This is a genomic window from Haloarcula sp. CGMCC 1.6347, from assembly GCF_037078395.1.
GTDB lineage: Archaea > Halobacteriota > Halobacteria > Halobacteriales > Haloarculaceae > Haloarcula > Haloarcula amylolytica.
In genome coordinates this window covers 961,179-984,043 of sequence record NZ_JAYMGX010000001.1, presented here as the reverse complement: position 1 = coordinate 984,043, position 22,865 = coordinate 961,179, and the positions used below count along the sequence as shown (strand labels likewise).

Genomic DNA, 22,865 nt, shown 5'->3' with positions numbered 1-22,865 from the left:
CCCACTTTCGCTCGGTGTCACGGGTGATTCGCTGGCTACTCTGTAGTGTCTGTGGGCGGAGAGAACGGGTCCCGGGGAGTGGTTTCGACATATAGTTGTCATTAGCAAGTCGGTTCATCGTCTATCCGCTTCAGCACGACGATAGTCGGGTTTCCGTCTTCGGGGAACGACGAAAGTCCGGCGCTGTCTCTGAACTTTCGCTCCGCGCTGAGTTCGGTGTCCACCGGCGGACCGAACGTCCGGACGATTTCGTAGTCCTCCTCGGCAAACAGCGCCGACATGCGTTCAGTCACACCCGGGTACACGGACGGATCCTTGAAAAAGCGGAAGTAGTGGTAACTGGAGAGCACGACGTACTCGGGCGCGTTACAGTCCAGTCGTTCAAGCCCCGGCTGCCACTCCTCGCGAGGGAACGTCGAATGAATGACGTACCGGTTCACGGTCGCTTCTTCGGGGAACTCCGGGAGGTACACGCGCTGGGAATACACGTCGACAGTATCAGCGCTATCCAGATTCGCGTGTGTCCACTCAGTCGCCTCCTGCCGGGACTGGCTGACATCGGCGACACCGGCGACAGTGTGTACGCCCGAAAAGACAACGGCGAGCGTGAGAAATCCGATGCCGACCACGCAGATCGAGCGATCGGATCGGGTCAGCTCGGACCCGGCGACGCCGGCGAGGACCGCGAGAACTGGGAATAACGGCATCACACGCGGGAACTGTGTCATGTTCCCCTGAATGATGACTGCGAAGTACGGGATAGCATAGAGAAGCAACAACCAGACCGCACTGTCAAGGGTGCCTCGCAGGAGGAAGGCGATGACGAGCAGTACGGACAGTATCGAGAACAGGAACAGCACGATGCCCTGTCCTTCGGCGAGGTGTGCAAGCTGGATGAGCCACCCGGGGTCAGACCAGTTGTACGAGACGGAGTCGCTCGTGCTGCGAACGACGTATCGGGAGATCTCGTCGGCCCACGAGCCCGGATGGAAGAGGAGCGACGGGGTGGTGGCGACGTAGCCGAGTATCGTTAGCGTCGGATATTTCCACGCCGCCGTGACGAACTCGACAACGGTCCCCGATTCGTCCCAGTGGCGTTCGATGATGACGATAGCAATAGGCAGGACGAGGAGCCCGGCGGTTGCCTTCGTCGACGCTGCTAGACCAGCGACCAGTGCAGCAGCCAACAGCGTTCTGGTATCTCTCGAATGAAAGGCGCGAACCGTTAGCAGGAACCCGAGCATGAGGAAGAACGTCATCGGGACATCCTCAGTTGCGTAATGAGCGGTGAGGACATACCCGACAGAAGTCGTGAGAAAAACGGACGCGAGGATTCCGGCACGGCGGTCCAGTAGTTCTCTACCGAGGTAATAGAGGACGACAACAGTCCCGACACCGAACAGGACAGATACAAGCCGACCGGCGAACAGCACGTCGTAGAAGGCTGTGAGAAGATCCGGGGACACACCCCAGCTCGGTGAGCTGCCGACGCTAGCCGCGCCCGACATGATGTCGCCAAACTGGCCGGTTACGAGCCAGTACAGCGTCACCGGGACGAAAGAGAGCGCCAGAAGGTAGAGGTGGAGGTTCCCGCCCTTCCGGAAGTTATCGATGAAGGGGTTCTGCTCGTATCCCATCCTGAGTGCGAGCTCGATAGCGCCGGTTTCGTCCGGAAACGTCAGATGCGGCCGCAGTCGCCAGGTACCGAAGACCATCAGCAGGAACGCAGCCAGCGCAATGAGCGGCACAAACGGTTCGCGGCGGACCGACGTGCGTATTCTGTTCCACAGACTAGAGGGCATTTCCTCGTGATTGACCACTGACTGTAATAGTCTGTACGGTTCCGGGAGACGGCATCCCGATGATAGGCATCTGTGTTGCTTTCGGATACGTCTCCTCATCAAGGGAGTCTCAACCCGAACACCACTCTAAAGGACTAATGATCGGGATGTTCGCGGTATCGGCATAATTTGAGCAGGTAGTAAATGGCAACTGTTAATAAATGCGCATCTTGTAGCACATACAGAGCCTCAGAATGGCAAAAACAGGGAGTCTACCGGACGGGTCGGTCGTATCAGCGACAGATACCGACAGTGACGTCCAGACGTCTATTGTGCTTCCTGCATATAACGAGTCCGAGAATCTGGAGCCGCTGATCGACGAGATCCAGTCTATGTTCCGTGAGAATACGACGTACGGCCCGTACGAGATAGTTATCGTTGACGACGGGAGTACAGACGGGACGGCCGAGACGATACAGCAGATCGCGACGGACCATGACGAAGTGACAGGAGTCTTACTTCGACGTAACTTCGGGCAAAGTGCGGCTCTGGCTGCCGGAATCGACTACTCGACAGGGGAATACATCGTGACGATGGACGCTGACCGGCAGAACAACCCGGCAGACATCCCGAAGCTCCTCACGAAACTCGAAGAGGGGTACGACTGTGTCAGCGGTTGGCGGCGCGACCGCGACGACCCGCTCTCGAAAACTATTCCGTCGGCAATACAGACACGGTTGGCGAAGCTGACAGGGCCGGACATTCACGACTTCGGATGCACGCTGACCGCCTACCGAGCTGCGGGGCTGAAAGAGATAGACCTCTACGGAGAGGGACATCGGTACATCCCAGCGAAGTTACACAAGCGCGGGTACAAGATAACGGAACTGCCCGTCGACCATCGGCCACGGACCGCCGGTGAGACGAAGTACGGTATGAAACGGCTGGTCAAAGGGTTCGTCGACCTCCTGTTTCACGTCTTCTGGAACCGGTTTTCCACTCGGCCGTCGCACTTCTTCGGCGGTATCGGTCTCGTTCTGATGACAGTGGGTGGACTCATCGGGTCCCACATGGTGTTTCTCAAGTACGCCTTCGGACGGTCGCTTGAACCGCACGTCCCGCGGCTCATTCTGACTGTCGCCCTCGTCATATTCGGGGTTCAGCTTGTGATGTTCGGGTTCCTCGCGGAGATGATCGTAAAACAGCAGTATCGGGACGAGCAACCGTACCGCGTTAACGCCATCATCGGTGAAGACTGACAATGCAAGACTTCGACTCACACGCTATCGAGAACGTATTACTCGTTAGTATCGACTGTCTCCGCGAAGACTGGCTTCAACGGGGAATCTCCGAGGGTATCGTCCCGACGCTCGAACGACTCGCAACGGATGGCTTGTACTTCGATCAGGCGTTCACCGTGGCGAACACTACCGATCCGAGTCTCACGTCGTTCATGACCGCCTCGTATCCCCACACGCACGGCGTACAGGAGAACGGCTGGGGGCTCGACGAATCCGTGCCCGTCCTAGCGGAGGAACTACACGAGGCCGGGAACGACACGTTCGGCGTCGTCAGCGTCGATCATCTCAGTGACGAACACTCGGGGCTCGGACGCGGGTTCGACGAGTACTGTGACGGCGGGGGCTCCTACGACACGCTGTACCCGATTTTGAGTCGAATATACGACACGAAGACGTTCAACACGGTGTTCGGCGCGGTGAAGGATATCGGAACGGAACAGTGGAACCTCAAGTCGCTCCTACGCCAGACGGGCCTCATCAGACTCCACTGTCGAACGGCCAAGAGCGTGACACAGGACGCTGTCGACCAGCTCGCCCGCGTTGACGGCCCCTTCTTCGGCTGGGTCCACTACTTCGACATGCACGAGCCGCGGAACTACGACCGGAGCGACCTCGAAGCCCATGACGAGTACACGGCCGCGATGAAGCTCGTCGATGGGTACGTCCAACAGTTACTCGACGAACTCGAGGCGCGGAACCTCCGCGAGGAAACGCTCGTCATCCTCACTGCCGACCACGGCGAGGCGCTGGACGACCACGGATACACTGGCCACGGCCGCCAACTCTACGACGAGGAACTTCACGTCCCGCTTGCGTTCCATCACCCGGACATCGAACCGGAGACAGTCTCCGATCAGGTCCGAACGATCGACATCGCACCGACAGTACTTGACCTGCTAGACGTCGACGTTCCGGACGCGTTCGAGGGGCGGAGCATCCGCACGAACGACGACGGCACGCCGCCGGGAGACCGCGACGCGTTCTTGACGGCCTACCCGGAGTTCGTGGAGTCGATCGGCCTCCGTACCCCGGGGTGGAAACTCATTCGTGAAGGGACCGATCACGAACTGTACGACCTGTCCGCTGACCCCGACGAAGAGAACGACCTCGTCGCCGCTGGAGCAACTGACGGAACGCCGTACGACGATCTCCGCGAGAAGCTACAGGCGTGGGACAGCGCCGGCAACGAGGTCAGCGATCAAGACGTCGATGCCGACACCCAGGAGATGCTGAAAGATCTCGGCTACGTGGACTGATCGCAGGACTCAAGTGTGTCTCAATCGGTGCTGGTAGCAATGAGAGATATCATCTTCGTTACCGCAGACTCTGTCCGCTACGATTTCGTGGACGCAATGGAGTTCGTTTCTACGTTCTCTCAGCATCAGGGCGTGACCGGTGCCCACTACACGCGGCCCAGCCTCGCCAGTATTCTCACTGCGTCGTATCAGGGGGCTATCGAGTCCCGAGCGATGTCCCCGACGGTCGCGGAAGCGTTTTCGCAGGCCGGGTACACGACTATCGGTCTCTCCTCGTCTCCCCACACTGACCCGCGGTTCGGATTCGATGCCGGGTTCGACGTGTACAACAACTACTGCGAGGCGGGTAACCGCGGCAACCCCCTTCGACAGTTCGCGTCACAGTTTGACCTCATCCGGAAGGTCTACCATCGCTTCCGGCCGCCCCACGCGAAGCTATCGAACCGGCTGCCCGACGACGAACTCATCGACAACGCGATCGCGGCGTTCAACGACGAGTCGGGGCCACGGTTCATGTGGCTCCACATGATGGGAACGCATCGTCCGTACGGTCTCGGCGACGACGCCGTGCCGAAAGAGATCGACCGAAAGGCGCTGTTCGCCCCTGAAAAGCTCAGTACGGACGAGAAGGGAACAATTACGCAGAAGTACCGCCAGACCCTCTCCCGGGCAGATGCCGAGATAGAGCGCCTCGTCGACAGCGTCGACTCATCGGACCCGCTCGTCGTGTTCAGTTCGGACCACGGCGACGAGTTCGGCGAGGACGGCCACTACTTCCACCAGCCACAGCGGCGACGGGTAGTCGACGCGCTGACCACCGTGCCCGTGGCGACGAACGACCTCTCGCTGTGTGAACCCCTCAGCGTCCTCGATATCGCGCCGTCGCTGCTGGGTGAAGTCGGCGGTGAGATCCCCTCCGAGTGGCACGGGAAAGACGTCCGAGAGACACCACGCGACCAGACGCTCACTATCGCGCCGTGGCACGGAACGACGACCGTCGCGTGGCAGGACTTCGAGACGAAAATCGTGAGCCGCGACGCGGACGTGTCAATGGTCCGGAACGGGGAAACGGTCGACGTCGAGCGCGACGACGTGGACGACGACCTCAAACAACAGATGCGTGACCTCGGTTACGTCGAGTGATGGCCGATGACGGTAGCATTCTAAAGGGATATCTTTCGGTCTTTACAGGAGACCTCGGTCGGCTCCTGACGTTCGCCGTTTTCATCCCGCTACTGGTCCGTACCGTCGGCCAGAACGGGTTCGGGACATACGCACTGGTGATGGCGATTTTCCTCCCGAGCCGGAAGATACTGAACCTCGGGCTGTTCGAGGCGACCAAGACGTACGCGTCGCGGGAGACCGGCGACGACCGAACCAGCGTTGTCACCACGTCATTCGCGCTTCATACTGGGAGCCTACTTGTCGGAATTCCAGCTCTATTCGGACTCATCACCTGGTTTACTGACGGAACACTCCAGTCGGCGCTGTACCTGATGCTCGGTGCAGTCGTCGGTGAGCAACTGTACTACTTCGGTCGTGGCGTTCTCCACGCGTACAAACGGGAGGAGCTCGCCGAACCGCTCGTCCCTGCCCGATCTGTTATCCTCGCTGTCGTGGGGCTCTCGTTAGCCGGTACCGGATACGGCGTACCGGGCGTGTTTGCTGGATTCGCGACAGGGTTTCTGCTCACGGGTGTCCTCTCGACGGCACTGGCGTTCCGCGAGGCCGGTGTACTCCCGTCTGTACGCAGCTTAGCTCTCAAAACATACACGCGACCGCTGGTTCGGTTCGGGGTTCAGTCGATGGCGCTTACACTCCTGTTGACGAGCATGTACAAGATCGATGTCCTGCTGGTCAGCCACTTCTGGGACGCGACAAAAACCGGGCACTACCGGGCGGCGCTGCAGGTATCGGAGTTCATGTGGGTCGTCTCGGTCGCGATGGAGATGGTGATGATTCAGTCGACGGCGGAGCTCTGGGAAGACGGGCGGATAGATCAACTCACGTCGCTGTTATCCCGGCTCCTCCGATACGTCATCGTTCTCACGGTGTTGCTCGTCGCCGGCGTCTTCGTCCTGGGCGAGCAGTTCCTCACTGTGTATTTCGGCGCCCCGTACGAGGCGAGCGTCCGACCGCTACAGGTACTCCTCCCGGGTGTGCTCGGGTTTGCCGTCGCACGAGTCATCTGGCCAGTGTTACAGGCAGGGGGGCACTTGCGACAGTTACTCCTCGCAACGGGGGTGTCAGTGGTCGTCAACATCGTCCTGAACGTGCTGTTGATACCGCGTGTCGGCATCGTTGGCGCGGCTATCGGCACCTCGACGGCATACGGGCTCATGGCGGTAACTCACGTTTTAGCCGCGCGCAACGTCGGTCTCAGGCCGCTCACCGGGTTCCCGGCAGTTCGGGTCCTCACTCTCGGGCTCGGTACGACCCTGTTGTTGCTCGCACTGGAGCCGTACGGCCCGTGGTTTGTCGACCTGAGTGTCCTCCCGCTCGTTGGGCTGGGTGTCTACGCACTCGGTAGCCACGTCTCCGGCGTCCTGACTGTCGAAGAGGCGACCGAAGTCTTGGACTCGGTGTTAAACTAAACCACTGTTACAGAAGCGATAGCGTTCCGGAGGCAGTGGCTATCTCCAGACGTACATTCCGTAAAGGTATCCCACGCCGACACTGCTGGTGAGAAGAAATAGGAAGACCAACTGCAGGACTGCGCCGAGAGACGGAGATTCGACGAGTCCACGGAGACGTAACGGGAGGAACCGAAACAGGAGGTCGCCGAGGAAATCGGACTCCTCGCCGGTCGATTCCGGTACAAACACCTCCATGCCGCGCTTCGAGTACCCCTGCCAGAACGCGCGGTCGACGAGCCACCCGGGGTCGGTTCGGTAGTCGAATATCTTGTGCGCGACGAGCGCGTCCGGGGTGTAGTACACTCCCTCGTCGTATTCCGTTCGCAAGCGCGCACAGAGTTCCGTCTCCCCGCCCTGGAGGTTCTTCTCGCCCTGGCGGCCGCCGATGTCGTCGTCGAAGCCGCCCAGTTCGAGGAACACGTCCCGGTTGAAGGAGATGTTCGAGCCGAAGGTGTTGCGGACGACGCCGGGTTCGTCGGGGTCGCCGTTTGGGCCAAAGCCACGGTGGGTGACGCCGATGAGCCAGTAGAACTCCTCGGGGAGAAAGCTCGGTTTGCCGGCGACCCACGCCGGCGTCATTCGGCCGCCGACCGCGAGGGCGTCGTGCTGTTCGTAAGCATCGACTAGCGCCGCGACCCACTCTTCATCGGCGATTGCGTCGTCGTCGATGAACGCGACTACGTCACCGGTGGCGACTTCGGCCCCGTTGTTCCGGCTCTCTAGCAGTCCAACGTTCTCGTCGTTGCAGTGAGTCAGGACGTCGTCCCGCTCGCCAAAGTCGGATTCGTACTGTTCGTACACTTCGCGGTTCCCATCCGAGACCAGTACGAGTTCCACATCGTCGTAGGTCTGGGCTAAGACGCTCTCGGCCGCCGCCCGGCAGTCGTCGTACCGCTCCATCGTGTGCGTACAGAGCACGACCGAGACTCGCATGGTCGGTGGTGTGCCACCGGTGCTGTTAGGCGTTTCCATCCTGCGCTCGCACAGAGGTCAAAAGGCTTATGCGCGCCTTGGCAGTTTTTCCGTGCAATGAGTCAATCACGGGGCTATCTTGACGACAACCCCGAACTCGAGTCCGCCCTGGAGTGGGCCGAGCGCTGGTACCACGTTCCGGTCCTCCTGGTACTGCTCGGGTTCATGCTGTGGAATCGTGTCCGGAGTTGGCAGAACTTTATCGTTGATGGCGAGGTGCTGTTCAGCGGGAACGACGCCTGGTACCACTACCGTTCGACGCAGTACGTGGTCCAGAACTGGCCTACGACGATGCCGTTCGACCCCTGGACCGCGTTCCCGTACGGGACCAGTAACGGGCAGTTCGGGACGCTGTTCGATCAGATCATCGCGACGGTTGCCCTCATTATCGGTCTGGGTTCCCCTAGTGATCAGACAGTCGCGATGACGGTTCTGTTCGCACCGGCCGTGTTCGGGACGCTCGTTGCGGTTCCGACGTACCTCATCGGACGGCGACTCGGCGGCCGCCTCGGTGGTGTAACTGCAGTTACTGTGATGGCATTCTCGACGGGGTGGCTCCTGCGGCGGAGCCTCGTCGGTTTCTCCGACCACCACGTCGCTGAAGCGCTCTTTCAGGTACTCGGTGTCCTCGGAGTCATGGTGGCTGTCAGCGTCGCCGCGCGGGACAAGCCGATCTACGAGCAGTTCCTTGAGCGAGATATCGATGCATTGCGGGACACCATCAGTTGGTCCATGCTGGCCGGTGTGGCGATTGCGCTGTATCTCTGGGTTTGGCCGCCGGGTGTACTCCTTCTCGGGATACTCGGTGTCTTCTTCCTGCTCCGGTTGTGTCTGGAGTACGTTCACGACAGCAGCCCGGAACACACGGCCATCGCGGGCGCAATTACGATGACGACTACCGCTGTAGTGAGTGCGTCTCGAATCACCGTCCTAGAAATCACAGCGACCTCTCAGTCGCTGCTACAGCCGGGTCTGGCACTGGCCGTTGGCCTCGGCTGCGTCTTCATGGCATGGCTGGCCCGATTCATGGAGCAGCGCGAGTACGGCCGGTACGTGTACCCTGCGACTGTGTTCGGAATCCTCGCCCTCGGAGCGGTTCTGATGGCAGTGTTGACCCCGAACCTGTGGAATTTCTTGACGCGAAACGTGATGCGAGTCGTCGGGTTCACGATCAGCGAAACGGCCAGCACCGTCGGCGAAGCGGCCCCACTGCGGGACGCCGGCGTTCTGTTTAACGCATACGGATTCGCCGTCATCGTTGCGGCGATCGGCGGCCTCTTTTTGCTCGGGAAGCAGCTCCTCTCGGATGATGCACCTGCGGAAGAGCTACTCGTCGTCGTCTGGGCGCTGTTCATTCTATCCGCGACATTCACCCAGCAGCGGTTCGCGTACTATATCGCTGCGCCAATTGCGGTGCTGTCGGGAATGGTCGTCGGTCGATTCATCCTCTGGTTCGATTTCAGTACCGACGACGGGATCGAATACTATCAGGTCGTGACGATTCTCACGGTACTCCTCGTGATCGTTGTCCCGCTGTTCGCCTTCGGTACGACGTCGCCGGTCGAGGCTGGCGAGACCGGCCCCGGCCCAAGTATCCAGGGCTGGGACGAGAGCCTGCAGTGGATGGAAGGGAACACGCCTGCGGAGGGCGCGTACGGCTCCGGTGGCGACGCGACGCTCGATTACTACGGTACGTACGAGCAACAAGAGGACTTCGACTATCAGGAAGGGCAGTACGGCGTCCTGTCGTGGTGGGACTACGGGCACTGGATTACAACCAGAGCCGAGCGCGTTCCGAACGCGAACCCGTTCCAGCAAGGCACGGACACGGCCGCGCCGTTCCTGATCGCACAGAACGAAACGCAGGCAAACGATATCCTCGACAGCACAGACGAGGATGACGCGAAGACCCGGTACGTGGCTGTTGACTGGCGGATGGTCGAGACGAACGGGAACGACCCATACAACGGGAAGTTCTTCGCCCCACCGGCCTTCGTCGACGGGGTGCAGGCCAGTGATTTCTACAGTCGACTGTACGTCCAGACCCGGGACGGCGGTGTCCAGCAGGTGACGTTCCAGCAGCAGGCATACTACGAGACGATGGTCACACGGCTGTACCGGTTCCACGGCAGTGCTGCGGAGCCGCAACCGATTGTCATCGACTGGGAGAACAAGGAGACACGCCAAGGAGGCCAGTACCGTGGTGCGCCGACCAACGAAGAGGAACCGGAGGGCCAGCGACAGGGACAGGTCGTCCGCGAGTTCCAGAACATGGAGCAGGCCCGTCAGTACGTCGAGAGTGACTCGACATCACAGCTGGGCGGGTTCGGTGGCGCTCCCACCGAGCGCGTTCCCGCAATGGAGCACTACCGCTTAGTCGGCTCCAGTGAGACCGAGGCGTTCCCGAACAGTCCGCAGTACCAACACTCCGCTTGGACGAAGATATTCGAGCGCGTCCCCGGTGCGACGGTCGAAGGGACTGGACCGGCGAACACGACAGTGCGGACCGCCGTACAGATGCGCAACCCGGCCACGAACAAGACGTTCATCTACCGCCAGCGGACCCAGACCGACCAGAACGGGAACTTCGAGATGACCGTTCCCTACTCGACTACCGGATACGACGACTGGGGCACCGACGAGGGCTACACGAACGTGAGCGTCCGTGCAGAGACCCAGTACCAGTTCACCGCAGTCGGGACCAACAACGGCAACCGGACCGGCTTTACCGGGACGACCGAGGTTACTGAAGGACAGGTCATCGGCGAGGACGACTCCGCCGCAACCGTCGAACTGGAACCGGTAACGATTCAGCAGGGCAATGGGACCAGCAGTGAATCGCGCACCCCGATGACAGAAGACGCGGCTGAAGCAGGAGCGTAACGGAGTCCCAGCGGTCAGTCACCGTCAGGCCGACTGTTCGGTCCAACTGAGAGTTTTTGCAGGATTTCGTCGACGGGGCGCGTTCTAGCAGTGGTCCATGCTTGCGAAAAAAACCGACAGCAGCGGTACCGCGCTCACTCGGCTAGCGGATTGAACGTGCCGTTGATGTCCCACTCGTGGAGACAGTGTGGGTCGCCGGACTGCTTGGTGTCGTCGTCGGTGACGATGCGCCAACTGTGTTGTTCTGGGTCCCACTCGTCGACCCGCCCACACCGCTCACACTCGCGTTTGCGTGGGGTGACGATTTCAGCCATATCTGGTGCAAGCGCGTGGGTCGTTATCAGGCTGCCGGTCCCTGACCGGCCCGTGCGAAGCGATTCGCAGCCGACGACGTGGGTGTGCTGTACCGACACTGACTCCCGGGTAGTGCAAACGATACGACGCTCAAAAGTCCGGGAGGTCGTCCGCACCGACTTCCTCCGCTTCCCAGTCGATGTACTCGTCGGCCAGCACCTCACAGACGACCTGTCCGAACTCGGTCAGTCCGGCGTTGATACCTGAGACAGTGCCCCAGGAGTCGATGTCCGGGTGAATCTCCCGTTCACGCCAGTCCTCGGGCAAGCCCGGGGCATGGTAGCCGACACGGCCCGCGAAGGAGTCCCAGAAGAAATCGAACTCCTCGATGAGGCCTAGATCCGTGACGATGGCCCACTGGTCGGCATCGAGCGACGCGTCCGCAGCCCACTCTTCGAAAGCGTCCGCCCACGCGCCGTCGTCGAGGGCCTCGGCGAGTTCCTCGCGCCGGTATTCGTCGCCCTGTACTTCGGCGTCGTCGTACTCGTCGGCAGCGACGCCGGTGGACAGTTCCGGCCGTTCCGGCGTCTCGACATCCAGTGTCATAGTCGTGGTTGGCAGCGGAGCGGAATAAAGGTCGTACTGTTGGCTGTCTCTCTGACGGTCGTCGTCACTCCGAGGTGGCAATATCCGTCGCGTGAGTACAGCAGACAGTATCAGCGGTTCGCTTCCCCGTCGAGGGCGCGCTGTCGCAGTCGTTCCCCGCGGTCAGTCTCGGCCGTCACGTCGGGAACGGGAACCGGGTTCCTGTCCTCGTCGACCGCGACGTACACCGAGTACGACTCCGCTGTCGACTCAGTCTCGCCGGTTCTGAGGTTCTCTCGGGCGACTCGAAGTCGAACTTTGACACTCGTTTCGCCCGTGTCGTAGACGAACGCTTCAATGAGAGCCGTGTCACCGACAGGTATCGGCCGTTTGAAGTTCACCTGGTCCATCCGCGCGGTGACGCAGGTCTCGCCGGCAAAGCGCATCGCCGACATCGCCCCGAGTTCGTCCATCCACTTCAGTACGTTCCCTCCGTGAGTCGAACCCAGGTGGTTCGAGTGGTTGGGCTGTACCATCCAGCGGTTCTCGATATAGGTTTCCAGTACCGTCGGCATGGCGCGAGGTTGGCCAGCACCTGGGTTGAGTCTGTCGGACGGGCGTCGAAAACGTGACTATGCCGAAACGTACTGCGCTTCCCACTCCTTCCGGGCGTCGAGTTCGCGCTGGCCGCGCTTGGTCAGCGTGTAAAAGTTCGTTCGGCGGTCGCGTTCGCCCTTCTCGATGAGCGCCTTTTCGACGAGCGTGTCAAGGTTCGGATACAGTCGGCCGTGGTTGACTTCGCTCTCGTAGTAGTTTTCGAGTTCTTCCTTGATCGCTAACCCGTGGGGCTCGTCAAGGCCTGCAATGACGTACAGCAGGTCCCGCTGGAATCCAGTCAGGTCATACATCGTATATCCGATACAGTTTGACCCTGTACATATCAGTCTTTTGAATCGGCAAATCTATTGCGTATTTACAAACGCCGCCACCGTCCAGTAGTTACCACGGCATCTGTGGCTGTATTAACACGAGAGTCGGTAATAGCTTCGCCGCGTAACGGGAACATACAATGCCGCAGACATGATTTCGGCCGCCGTTTCTCGGCAGTCACCCGGACCCGACAAGGGTAAAGGAAACGAATGTGTAACGCGGGTGATGACCGAACACGCGGAGTCGGCGGCAGACGAGTTCCCGGAACCGTCAGGTTCGGGACGCGTCGATGTCGTCGGAACCGCTCACGTTTCCGAGCACAGCGTCACGGAAGTGGAATCAGCGATCGAAGAATCCGAGCCCGATATCGTCGCCGTGGAACTCGACGAGGGCCGGTATCGCCAGATCAAGGGCGAAACGCCTGACGACCTCGATGCGAGCGACCTCCTGCGCGGGAACACCGTCTTTCAGTTCCTCGCGTACTGGATGCTGTCGTACATCCAGACCAGACTGGGCGACCGGTTCGACATCGAGCCGGGTGCGGACATGAAGGCGGGTATCGACACCGCCGAACGGCTCGGTCTGGGCGTCGCACTCGTCGACCGGGACATTCAGACGACCGTCCAGCGGTTCTGGGCGCGGCTGACAGCCGTCGAGAAACTCAAACTCGTCGGCAGCCTCGCAGCCGAGATGGGGCCGCCGTTGACCGTCGGGCTGACCATCGGTGCCGTCTTCGGCGGGCTGTTTGCAGTCGTCGCCGGGGCCTTCGGTGGCCCGTTCATCGTCCCGAGCGGGGCTCTTTCGGTTTTGCCGGGCAGCCTCGGAAGCACTGCTGAGGGGCTGCTCGATACGCTGTTGCTCATCTGTGTCGTCGCTGCCGGTATCGGGATTCCCATCGCTGCGCTGTTGGTCCAGTTCCGCGGTGAGGCCGACGTCGAGGAGTTCGACATGGAGACACTGACTGATACAGACGTGGTCAGCGCGATGATGGAGGAGTTCCGTCAGTTCTCCCCCGGCGGCGCGGAGGCGCTCATCGACGAACGCGACGCGTTCATCGCCCATCGACTCATCGCCCTCCGTGAGGCCGGCTATCACGTCCTCGCCGTTGTCGGGGCCGGCCACCGCGAGGGGATTCAGGGCTATCTCGACAACCCGGAGACGCTCCCACCGATGGAATCGCTCACCGGAACCGAAGGCGGTCGTCGCTTTTCACTGTACAAGCTCGTCGGCTACGGCTTCGGCGTCGTCTTCCTCGTCTTCTTCGGCCTGCTCATCCTCGGTGGCGCGAGCCAGGCGGTGCTGCTAAAGCTGTTCGTCGCGCTGGTCGCCGTCAACGCCGTACTGGCCGGCGGGCTGGCGAAGGTGGCCGGCGCTCACTGGTCGAGCGCGGCTGCCGCCGGCGCGTTCGGCTGGCTGACGAGCCTGTTTCCGCTGCTTGCCGCCGGCTGGTTCGCGGGCTACGTCGAACTGCGGTACATCTCCGTCAACATCAGCGATATCGCGACGCTCAACGAGATACTCAACGACCAGGAGTCGCCGGTCATGGACCTCGTCAGCCGGATGCGCGGCGTGCCGCTGTTCCGGCTGATCCTCGTCGTCGCGCTGACGAACGTCGGCAGCGCAATCGCCTCATACGTCGTCTTCCCAGTGTTGATCCCGTACATCTCGTCGGACATCGGCGGGATGCAGGGCGTCTCGCGCCTGCTCTGGCAGGGCGTCCGCGAAGGGACGCAGATACTCGTGGGGGTCCTCTGATGGCGGGTCGCCGACAGCGAACCGCTGGAGGCCGGACCGTCGGCGGCCTCAGCTTCAGCCAGCGCGAACTCCGGGACCTCCTCGTCGCCTGGCTCGCGCTCGGACTGGCGTTTACGTTCTTCCTCGAACGGGAGTTCCGCCGCATCGTCTTCGGCCAGTTCGGCGGGCTCTCGGGAGCCGAAATCGCCAGCACGTTCGCCGTCAGCCTGTTGACCGTCGGCGTCGGCTTCCTGCTGCACGAACTGGCCCACAAGGTCGTCGCCGTCCGCTTCGGTCAGATCGCCGCGTTCAAGGCCGATTACCGGATGCTCGGGTTCGCAGTCCTGGGCGGCCTCGTCGGCTTCCTGTTCGCCGCGCCGGGCGCAGTCGTTCATCGTGGCCGCCTCACGGCGAAGCAACACGGCCTCATCGCCGTCGCGGGACCGGTGACGAACCTCGCGCTCGCCGTCGTGTTCCTCGTGCCGTTCGTCGCGGCGCTGCTGTTGAGTACGAGTGGCTTCCTCTGGGAGGTCGCGCGAATGGGCCTGCAGATCAACCTCCTGCTGGCCGGCTTCAATATGCTGCCCTTTGGCCCGCTCGACGGCCGAACGGTTCGAGAGTGGAGTACGCCGGTGTTTCTCGCCGTGGCAGTTCCGTCGATTCTGCTCGGAGTCGGCGCGCTGTTCGTTCTCTGAGCGGGCGCAACGCTCCGCCGGAACGACGCTCTTTTGCCCGCGCCACGCACGCTCTCGGGTATGACCGACGGTGAACCCGAGACCGAGGACACAGGCGACGAAGATGCGGAGGGACTGACCTACGCGGAAACCGGCGTGGACATCGACGCCAGCGAGGCGGCCACGAAGGCGCTCATCGGCGCGGCCGGCGAGTTCGAGGGTGACTACGCGGGGCTGGTCGACATCGGCGACCAGTACCTCGCGCTCGCGACGGACGGGGTCGGCACCAAGCTCCTCGTCGCCGAGGCCGTCGACGACTACTCGACTATCGGCATCGACTGCATCGCGATGAACGCTAACGACCTCATCGCGACCGGCGTCGAGCCGGTGGCGTTCGTCGACTACCTCGCAGTCGAGACGCCGGACGAGGAGACGAGCGAGGACATCGGCGCGGGGCTCCGGACGGGGGCCGAGCGGGCCGGCGTGGCGCTCGTAGGCGGCGAAACTGCCGTGATGCCGGACGTCATCAAGGGGCTGGACATCGCCGGCACCTGCGCCGGACTGGCACCGAAAGACGCCGTCTTCCCCGGCGAGGCCGAGCCCGGCGACGCCATCGTCGGCTGGCCGTCCTCCGGGATTCACTCCAACGGGCTCACGCTCGCACGCGAGGCGGTCACACAGGACCACGAGTACACCGACCCGTTCCCGCCAAACCCGGACCGGACTATCGCCGAGGAACTGTTGACGCCGACGCGGATTTACAGTGAGGTACTGGAGCCGCTTCGTGCCAGCGAGACCCATGCGGCCGCACACGTCACCGGCGGCGGCTGGACCAACCTCACGCGGATGGGAGGCTACCGGTACGAGATCACGGATCCCTTCGAGGCCCAGCCCGTCTTCGAGTTCGTTCAGGCGGAAGGCGAGGTAACCGACGAAGAGATGCACCGGACGTTCAACATGGGTACTGGGTTCGTCGCTGCGGTCCCCGAGGCTGACGCCGACGAGATCGTCGCCGACAGCGAGGACGCTCGCGTGATTGGCGAAGTGGCTGATGGAGACGAGGCGGTCGCGATTCGCGGGCTCGAACTCACCGACTGAGTGGTTTGAAGATCTGACGGAACCCGGTCAGGCGGACAAGATGTCTTTGCCGGCGGTCTCCTCCGCAATCCGTATCTGGAGCGCCTGCCGGATGTGATATCTGGCCGCTTCGCTTTCGGCGTTCTCGAGGGCCTTTTCGAGTTCGGCATACAGTGGGTCGCTGGGATTAGGCATGTCGCTACGTCTCTCATTGGTGAGAATAGACATATATCCCTGACACTGTTTTCGGTATTAAGCCCCTCCTACGGGTAGTACGCGGCCACTATCGCAGTTCGCGCTTCTGAGAATTAGAGTTAGCTGACCGTACGCGCGATGTCCGCTTCGGTTATGACACCGATAGTTTCCCCGCCTTCGACGACCATCACAGCGGCATTGTGGTTCAGGTAAGCATCGACTTCGTCGATGGGAGCGTCGGGTTCGACGGTCGCGATAGATTCGTTCATCACCTCGGCGACGGGAAGTTCGCCGACGTTCTCTTCGGGGCGCTGGCGGATATCGGAGTTGCCGATGAGGCCCTGTGGTGCCCCGTCCCGGATGACAGGGACCTGTGAGTACCCCTTCTCGTCCATCAGCTCCTTGGCCTGGTGGACGGAATCGTCGGGCGCGACGCCAACGACGGGAGAGTTCATCAGGTCGCGGGCCTTGATGATGCCGCCCTCGGCCTCTTCCAGTGCAGTCACGATCCGGCGGAGTGTCGACAGCCGTGGGTCCACGTCACCGCCTTCGATACGAGCGATAAGGGGCTGAGAGACGTCAGCCCGCTCTGCCAGTTCGCTCTGGGTCAGCCCGAGTTCGTTGCGGCGCTCCCGCAGGTCCTGTGGCGTCGGTAAGTCCATATCCGCTAATTACCAGAGGTAATATAAAAAGCCCACGGCTGCTGCGGCGGGCGAATCAACTGAAGCGCCGATTACGCCTCGGCTTCGGCTTCGTCCTCGTCGGCTTCGGTCTCGAAGACCTCGACGACTTTCAGCGGCACGTCCCGGAGCGCGCCGCCGATCTCGCTCTTGGCGATCCGCTGGGCGTGCTCTGGGGATTCGGCGTTGAACACGTCCATCTCAAGGACCAGTCCGACCAGCGCCGTGTCGGCCGCGATAAACGCCGAGTCGAACGGTTCGCCACAGGCCGGGCAGCCGGTCGCGCCGACCTCGACCTCGACGTAGTCCATCTCGGCCTCGTTGAGCCGCTTCCCCGCTTCACTCACTGCGACACCGATAGCGTCGTCGATGTCGTCTACGTCACGAACCAGCCAGGCTGCTTCCATCGCCACGAGGTAGTTCATACACTAGCTCTCGTGGCCCGACTATTCGATAGTTTTGATTCGCTTCTGTTGCGCACGTCACCGTTACTATCTCTATAACTTATGCGAACCAACCACCTGACTCACGCCCCTATTATGTCTGTGAGCGGAATCGTTCGGGTAGTAGTCCATTCTCTCAGGTATCTCAGCAAACCGCAAGACGGCGAGGGATTGTTTTGCCACAAAAGATAATCTAAAACAGAGTTTCGGCAACAAGACTTATATACCAGACTCACTCTGGAACGACCGAGGAAGATGGTAGCTCGACTGTACACCGCAACGCTGTTCGCACTGTATCAACTCACCCTGCTGCTGGGCATCATGCTGCTGCCGGTGGCGATGCTCACGGAGCAGTTCGGTCTCCGACTGCCGATGGACCGGGCCGTGTCGGGACTCAACGAGGCCTACGACCAAGCGAGCGCGTAACGCGGGCAGCCGATAGCCGCCTGGCCGGACGGTGGCGGTCAGGCCCCACTAGGAAAAGAGGTTTTATCAGCGCCCGACTAGTACCACACAGTAATGCGAGATATGACTCCGGGGCCGGAGCTTTCTGGACCCCAGGCTGCTGACGAGTTCCAGAGCGACCCGTACGCGCCCGAAGTCGGCGAGCTCCCCGAACAGTCCGCACAGGATTCGGAGAAGGTGAACAAGACCGGAACGACCACTATCGGCATCAGCACGTCCGAGGGCGTCGTCATCGCGACTGATATGCGCGCCTCGCTCGGTGGTCGCTTCGTCTCGAACAAGAACGTCCAGAAGGTCGAGCAGATTCACCCCACAGCGGCGCTGACCCTCGTCGGCAGCGTCGGCGGCGCACAGTCGTTCATCCGGACGCTTCGTGCCGAGGTCAACCTCTACGAAGCGCGGCGCGGCGAGGACATCAGCATGAAGGCCCTCTCGACGCTGGCCGGCAACTTCGCCCGCGGTGGCCCCTTCTTCGCCATCAACCCTATCCTCGGCGGCGTCGACGACGACGGCCACCACGTCTACTCCATCGACCCGGCCGGCGGCGTCATGAAAGACGACTACACTGTCACTGGCTCCGGGCTCACCGTCGCGTACGGGACCCTCGAAGACCGCTACGAGGAAGACATGACAAACGAGGAGGCAAAAGAGGTCGCGGCCGCCTCGATCAACGCCGCCGCCGAGCGTGACACCGGCTCCGGTAACGGCATCTACCTCGCCGATGTCACCGCCGAGGGCGTCGACATCAACGGCTACGACTTCGACGAACTGCTGTAACCCGGCACATCGCGGCCCCTTTTGACCTGTTTGTATCCAACATCAGCCATCGTTCTCGTCCAACCGGCCACACGGCGACCCTGAACTGACGTGCGAACGAGAGAATTATACGGTCGGCTTCCGCATCGCCGGTATGGAACTGTTCGGGACCGCGGGCATCCGCGGTGATGTCGTATCGAAGGTGACGCCGGACCTTGCACTGCGAGTTGGACAGGCTACTGGGCAGGACGGCGAGACGTTCGTACTGGGGTACGACGGTCGCGTGACCTCGCCAGCGCTCGCTGATGCGATGGCCGCGGGACTGCAAAGCGCCGGCGCGCGAGTCGTCAGAATCGGCCGCGTGCCGACGCCGGCACTGGCGTACGCATCGCAGGGCCGCCACGGCGTGATGATTACCGCGAGCCACAACCCGCCGACGGACAACGGCATCAAGGTGTTCGCCGACGGCACCGAGTACGGCGACACCGACGAGACACGCATCGAAGGGCGAATCGAGGACGGTTCGACGCCGACGGCCTGGCGCGACTGGGGCGACACAGAATCGGTCGACTACCTCGACGAGTACCGAGGCGCTGTCGCCGACTACGCCGAGTCGCTCGGCGGCGACCCGTCGGGGCTGACGGTGGCGGTCGACTGCGGGAACGGCATGGCCAGCGTGGCGACGCCGCAGGTCCTCCGGGAACTGGGTGCCGACGTGCTGGCGACGGAGGCGAACGTGGACGGGACCTTCCCCGGCCGCGAGAGCAAGCCGACGCCGGAGACGCTGTCCGACTTCCGCGAGTTCGTTGCCGAGACGGACGCCGACTTCGGGTTCGGCCACGACGGTGACGCCGACCGCATCGTCGTGGTCGATGCCGACGGCGACGTCATCCACGAGGACACGATACTCGCGATGCTCGCCGAACACTACACGCGTGCCGCGGCCGTCTCGGACCCCGTCGTCGTGACGACGCCCAACGCCTCCGGTCGTATCGACGAACGAGTCGAAGCCGCCGGCGGCCGCGTCGAGCGCATCCACCTCGGTTCACTCCACGTCGGCATCGCCGACGTTCGTGCGGACGCGACCGAGGAGACCGAGGTCGTCTTCGCCGCCGAACCCTGGAAGCACATCCACACCGCCTTCGGCGGCTGGATAGACGGCGTGGCGAGCGCAGCCGTGCTGACACGCCTGTTCGCCGAGGAGAGCGTCGCCGACAGGCGGGCCGTCATCTCCGAACGGCCCTACGAGAAGGTGAGCGTCGAGTGTCCCGACGACGCCAAAGCCGAGACGATGGCCCGACTCGAATCCAGCCTGCCGGATGCGTTCCCCGAGGCTGATGTCTCGACCGAGTACGGCGTCCGACTCTCCTTCGACGACGGGTCGTGGACGCTTGTTCGACCAAGCGGCACTGAGCCGTACGTCCGGGTGTACGCGGAGAGTGACGACATCGACGCGCTGGTCGCGGAAACCACACAGGCGGTCCGTGACGCTGTTGGCGCTGTCAGTGCAGCCGACGCCTGAACCCGAAGCAGGCACGCCCGCCCGCTTCCGAGACCGATAGAATTTCTACACGGCCCTTCGACGCCCAGTGCATGGAGGACCTCCTCGACGCAGCGAGAGACGCCATCGACGAGGCGTACGCACCGTACTCCGAGTACACCGTCGGTGCGGCGCTCGAAACGAGCGACGGCAGCGTCTACACCGGCTGTAACATCGAGAACGCCAACTACAGCAACAGCTTGCACGCCGAAGAAGTAGCCATCGGCGCGGCTGTCAGCGACGGCCACCGGTCATTCGAGCGCGTCGCCGTCACCTCGGGCAAGCGCGACGGCGTCACTCCCTGTGGGATGTGCCGCCAGACGTTCAGCGAGTTCTGCGACGAGTCGTTCGAAATCATCACCGACGGCGACGAGCCGACAGTGTACGAACTCGGGGAGCTCCTGCCAACGACAATCACCAGCGACCATCTCGACAAATGACAAGCGACAGTGAAGACCCGAACGACGACGTACAGTACCATCTGGAAGTGAGCGAGGCCGACGTGGCCGACAGCGTCCTGCTGCCGGGGAACCCCGAGCGCGTGGAAAAGGTCGTCGACTACTGGGACGACCACGATATCGTGGCCGAACACCGCGAGTACCGCACGGCAACGGGCACTCACGACGGCACGCCCATCTCTGTGACCTCGACGGGTATCGGCGGCCCGTCGGCCGCAATCGCGCTCGAAGAACTGGCCCGCGTCGGCGCTGACTCCTTTATCCGGGTCGGCTCCTGTGGCGCAATTCAAGAGGAAGCCAGCATCGGCGATCTCGTCATCACGACCGGCGCAGTGCGGCAGGAGGGGACCAGCAAGGAGTACGTCCGCGAGGACTACCCCGCCAGCGCCGACCACCGGATCGTTTCGGCCCTCGTCGCCGCCGCCGAGGAACTCGGTTACGACTACCACCTCGGCGTCACCTGCTCGACAGACAGTTTCTACGCCGGCCAGTCGCGCCCCGGATTCAAGGACTTCGAGGCCAGCGGCAGCGACGAACGCATCGAAGCACTCCAAGAGGCCGGCGTCCTCAACTTCGAGATGGAGGCCGCGACGATTCTCACGCTCGCGAACCTGTACGGCCTGCGGGCCGGCGCTGTCTGTACGGTGTACGCCAACCGCGTCACCGGCGAGTTCCGAACCGAAGGCGAGCGCAAAGCGGCGAAATGCGCTAGCCTCGCTGTCTCGTATCTGGCCGAGATGGACGCCGCTGTCGAGGAAGCCGACGCCGACGGGTGGCACGCCGGCCTGTCCATTGACCGCTAGTCCGATTCCGGACCACTGCTAGTCGCGAGGGGATGCGGTACAGTTGCAGTCGCGATTGCGGTAGTGATTGCAGTGCGGTAGAAACAGCATACCGCGCGCCATCGGCGCGCGGTTTCACTTCTCGCGACCAGCGGGAGCGAGACGGTCGTTTTTAGCGTAGATTTTTGCGAACCCGCTCCCCGCAGCGGCGCGAAGCGCCGCGAGGAGAGGGGGTGACGTAAAAAGGTACTACATGTCAGGCCAGGCCTTGGCGGCCCGACCGACGCCAGTAACGTCCTTGATCCAGCGGGCGGCAATCGCCTTCTTCAGCAGTTTCGCGGGCAGCCCGCCGAAGGTTTCGATGGGCATGTTCACCACGTCGTGGGCGACGGCTTTCTCCCCGACCGACACGACGGTCCCCTTGTCCTTGTGGGTCCAGGTCTTGAGTGGCTGGCCACGGACGGCGCGCGCCAGGTTCTCACCAGCGACTTCGGCGGCTTGCCAGGCGGCCTGGGCGGTCGGCGGCGCGGGCTGGTCGCCGGGCTGGTCGATGAGTGCCGAGTCACCAATCGCAAAGACGTGCTCGTCGTCGGTCTGGAAGTTCCCTTCCGCGTGGACGCGGTGGTTGCGGTCGTCTTTATCGAGGTCGACATCCTGCATGCAGTCCCGGCCGGTGATGCCGCCGGTCCAGACCAGCACGTCGTAGTCCAGTTCGTCCTCGTCGCCGATGTAGACGGTCTCCTCGTCGACCTCGCCGATGAACTCGCCGCATTTAATGTTCACGTCGGCGGCTTCCAGGCGCTTGCGCAGGGCACCCTGGAGTTCGGGGTCGCTGTTTGGCAGAACCTGGTCGAGGCCTTCGACGAGGTGGATGTCGATTGGCGCGTTGTGTTCGTCGCGGAACTCGGCGACCTCGCCGGCGGTCTGGATGCCCGAGAGGCCAGCACCGCCGATGACGACCTGTGCAGGGTCGTTCGTGGAGGCTTCGCGAGCGGCCTGCTGAATCTTGTCGTGGATTTCGAGGGCGTCGTCGAGGCTCTTGAGCGTCAGCGCGTGCTCTTCGAGGCCGTCGATGCCGAAGAAGGCCGTCTGCGAGCCCAGCCCCACGAGCAGGTAATCGTACTCGACGGTGTCAGAATCGGCGAGGGCCACTTCTTGGGCGTCGGTGTCGATACCGACGACCTCGTCCTGGACGAACGCCGTCGAGGGCTGCTTGATTTCGTGGACGGGAATAGCGATGTTCTCCTGGACGCTCGGGTCCCGAATGCAGCGGTGGGACTCGTGCAAGACCAGATGATAGTCCGTCTCAGAAATCCAGGTCACATCGACGTCTGCCACACCGTCTAGCTCGTCCTCTAAACTCTTGATTGCCCCCGCGCCAGCGTACCCCGCACCGAGCACGACCACGTTCTCTGTCATACCG

The 22,865-nt window shown here is 62.3% G+C and carries 23 protein-coding genes; 13 read left to right on the top strand and 10 right to left on the bottom strand.

Annotated features, from left to right (window positions below; translation table 11 throughout):
- Positions 1-101: 101 nt before the first annotated feature.
- Entirely contained in the window at positions 102-1,802 is a 1,701-nt protein-coding gene (locus tag VI340_RS05275) for a glycosyltransferase family 39 protein (RefSeq protein ID WP_336357938.1), read from the bottom strand.
- 233 nt (positions 1,803-2,035) lie between these two features.
- On the opposite strand from VI340_RS05275, the gene VI340_RS05270 reads away from it, so the two are divergent.
- From VI340_RS05270 to VI340_RS05255, 4 genes are read left to right on the top strand one after another with little or no spacing between them, the layout of a single operon-like run.
- Positions 2,036-3,040, top strand: a complete 1,005-nt coding sequence (locus VI340_RS05270; protein WP_336357937.1) for a glycosyltransferase family 2 protein — start codon at positions 2,036-2,038, stop codon at positions 3,038-3,040.
- 2 nt (positions 3,041-3,042) lie between these two features.
- Positions 3,043-4,338, top strand: a complete 1,296-nt coding sequence (locus VI340_RS05265) for a sulfatase (RefSeq protein WP_336357936.1) — start codon at positions 3,043-3,045, stop codon at positions 4,336-4,338.
- Between the two features lie 39 nt (positions 4,339-4,377).
- Positions 4,378-5,481, top strand: a complete 1,104-nt coding sequence (locus tag VI340_RS05260) for a sulfatase-like hydrolase/transferase (protein WP_336357935.1) — start codon at positions 4,378-4,380, stop codon at positions 5,479-5,481.
- The gene (locus tag VI340_RS05255; protein WP_336357934.1) at positions 5,481-6,932 is read left to right on the top strand and encodes a lipopolysaccharide biosynthesis protein; all 1,452 of its coding nucleotides are present in this window, start codon (positions 5,481-5,483) and stop codon (positions 6,930-6,932) included. Before VI340_RS05260 ends, VI340_RS05255 begins: the two co-directional genes overlap by 1 nt.
- A 39-nt stretch (positions 6,933-6,971) precedes the next feature.
- On the opposite strand, the gene aglG is transcribed toward VI340_RS05255, so the two are convergent.
- Positions 6,972-7,907 carry a glucosyl-dolichyl phosphate glucuronosyltransferase gene (gene aglG / locus VI340_RS05250; protein WP_336357933.1) on the bottom strand — a complete coding sequence of 312 codons (936 nt, stop codon included), beginning with the start codon at positions 7,905-7,907 and terminating at the stop codon, positions 6,972-6,974.
- Positions 7,908-8,003: 96 nt separating this feature from the next.
- Here aglG and VI340_RS05245 point away from each other — a divergent pair, with 96 nt between their 5' ends.
- The gene (locus VI340_RS05245) at positions 8,004-10,829 is read left to right on the top strand and encodes an oligosaccharyl transferase, archaeosortase A system-associated (RefSeq protein ID WP_336357932.1); all 2,826 of its coding nucleotides are present in this window, start codon (positions 8,004-8,006) and stop codon (positions 10,827-10,829) included.
- Between the two features lie 134 nt (positions 10,830-10,963).
- Here VI340_RS05245 and VI340_RS05240 read toward each other — a convergent pair whose 3' ends face one another.
- The 4 genes from VI340_RS05240 to VI340_RS05225 all read right to left on the bottom strand — a co-directional run bounded on the left by VI340_RS05240 (position 10,964) and on the right by VI340_RS05225 (position 12,616).
- Complete coding sequence (locus tag VI340_RS05240) at positions 10,964-11,143, bottom strand: HEWD family protein (RefSeq protein ID WP_014040080.1); 180 nt, start codon at positions 11,141-11,143, stop codon at positions 10,964-10,966.
- Positions 11,144-11,273: 130 nt separating this feature from the next.
- A complete protein-coding gene (locus VI340_RS05235; protein WP_336357931.1) occupies positions 11,274-11,729 on the bottom strand; it encodes a hypothetical protein in 456 nt (151 codons plus the stop codon).
- Positions 11,730-11,839: 110 nt separating this feature from the next.
- Positions 11,840-12,283 (bottom strand): acyl-CoA thioesterase, encoded by a 444-nt coding sequence (locus tag VI340_RS05230; protein WP_008309716.1) that lies wholly within the window; start codon positions 12,281-12,283, stop codon positions 11,840-11,842.
- A gap of 57 nt (positions 12,284-12,340) precedes the next feature.
- Positions 12,341-12,616: a PadR family transcriptional regulator gene (locus tag VI340_RS05225; protein ID WP_004515723.1), complete on the bottom strand. Its 276-nt coding sequence runs from the start codon at positions 12,614-12,616 to the stop codon at positions 12,341-12,343.
- A 247-nt stretch (positions 12,617-12,863) separates the two neighbouring features.
- Between VI340_RS05225 and VI340_RS05220 the strand changes: the two genes are divergently transcribed.
- Genes VI340_RS05220 through purM form a run of 3 tightly spaced genes read left to right on the top strand, consistent with a single transcriptional unit; the run spans position 12,864 to position 16,144 of the window.
- Complete coding sequence (locus VI340_RS05220) at positions 12,864-14,393, top strand: TraB/GumN family protein (RefSeq protein WP_008309723.1); 1,530 nt, start codon at positions 12,864-12,866, stop codon at positions 14,391-14,393.
- Positions 14,393-15,067 (top strand): site-2 protease family protein, encoded by a 675-nt coding sequence (locus VI340_RS05215; protein ID WP_008309725.1) that lies wholly within the window; start codon positions 14,393-14,395, stop codon positions 15,065-15,067. The genes VI340_RS05220 and VI340_RS05215 overlap by 1 nt, the downstream gene beginning before the upstream one ends.
- 60 nt (positions 15,068-15,127) lie before the next feature.
- Positions 15,128-16,144: a phosphoribosylformylglycinamidine cyclo-ligase gene (gene purM / locus VI340_RS05210; protein ID WP_008309728.1), complete on the top strand. Its 1,017-nt coding sequence runs from the start codon at positions 15,128-15,130 to the stop codon at positions 16,142-16,144.
- A 27-nt stretch (positions 16,145-16,171) separates the two neighbouring features.
- Here purM and VI340_RS05205 read toward each other — a convergent pair whose 3' ends face one another.
- The 3 genes from VI340_RS05205 to VI340_RS05195 form a co-directional block, all read right to left on the bottom strand.
- Positions 16,172-16,351, bottom strand: a complete 180-nt coding sequence (locus tag VI340_RS05205) for a hypothetical protein (RefSeq protein WP_008309729.1) — start codon at positions 16,349-16,351, stop codon at positions 16,172-16,174.
- A gap of 86 nt (positions 16,352-16,437) precedes the next feature.
- Positions 16,438-16,980, bottom strand: a complete 543-nt coding sequence (locus tag VI340_RS05200) for a CBS domain-containing protein (RefSeq protein WP_008309731.1) — start codon at positions 16,978-16,980, stop codon at positions 16,438-16,440.
- A 71-nt stretch (positions 16,981-17,051) separates the two neighbouring features.
- A complete protein-coding gene (locus VI340_RS05195) occupies positions 17,052-17,423 on the bottom strand; it encodes a DUF555 domain-containing protein (protein WP_004515717.1) in 372 nt (123 codons plus the stop codon).
- A 273-nt stretch (positions 17,424-17,696) separates the two neighbouring features.
- Between VI340_RS05195 and VI340_RS05190 the strand changes: the two genes are divergently transcribed.
- From VI340_RS05190 to VI340_RS05170, 5 genes are all read left to right on the top strand, one after another.
- Positions 17,697-17,867 (top strand): hypothetical protein, encoded by a 171-nt coding sequence (locus VI340_RS05190; RefSeq protein ID WP_004593118.1) that lies wholly within the window; start codon positions 17,697-17,699, stop codon positions 17,865-17,867.
- 102 nt (positions 17,868-17,969) lie between these two features.
- Entirely contained in the window at positions 17,970-18,683 is a 714-nt protein-coding gene (gene psmB / locus VI340_RS05185) for an archaeal proteasome endopeptidase complex subunit beta (protein ID WP_008309732.1), read from the top strand.
- Positions 18,684-18,816: 133 nt separating this feature from the next.
- The gene (locus VI340_RS05180) at positions 18,817-20,184 is read left to right on the top strand and encodes a phosphopentomutase/phosphoglucosamine mutase (RefSeq protein WP_008309734.1); all 1,368 of its coding nucleotides are present in this window, start codon (positions 18,817-18,819) and stop codon (positions 20,182-20,184) included.
- Between the two features lie 71 nt (positions 20,185-20,255).
- On the top strand, positions 20,256-20,642 hold the full coding sequence (cdd, locus tag VI340_RS05175; protein WP_004962275.1) for a cytidine deaminase: 387 nt from the start codon (positions 20,256-20,258) through the stop codon (positions 20,640-20,642).
- Positions 20,639-21,463 carry a nucleoside phosphorylase gene (locus VI340_RS05170; RefSeq protein WP_008309739.1) on the top strand — a complete coding sequence of 275 codons (825 nt, stop codon included), beginning with the start codon at positions 20,639-20,641 and terminating at the stop codon, positions 21,461-21,463. The genes cdd and VI340_RS05170 overlap by 4 nt, the downstream gene beginning before the upstream one ends.
- A gap of 228 nt (positions 21,464-21,691) precedes the next feature.
- Here the strand turns inward: VI340_RS05170 and VI340_RS05165 are convergent, their stop codons facing one another.
- The gene (locus tag VI340_RS05165; RefSeq protein ID WP_336357930.1) at positions 21,692-22,861 is read right to left on the bottom strand and encodes an NAD(P)/FAD-dependent oxidoreductase; all 1,170 of its coding nucleotides are present in this window, start codon (positions 22,859-22,861) and stop codon (positions 21,692-21,694) included.
- Between the last annotated feature and the right edge of the window lie 4 nt (positions 22,862-22,865).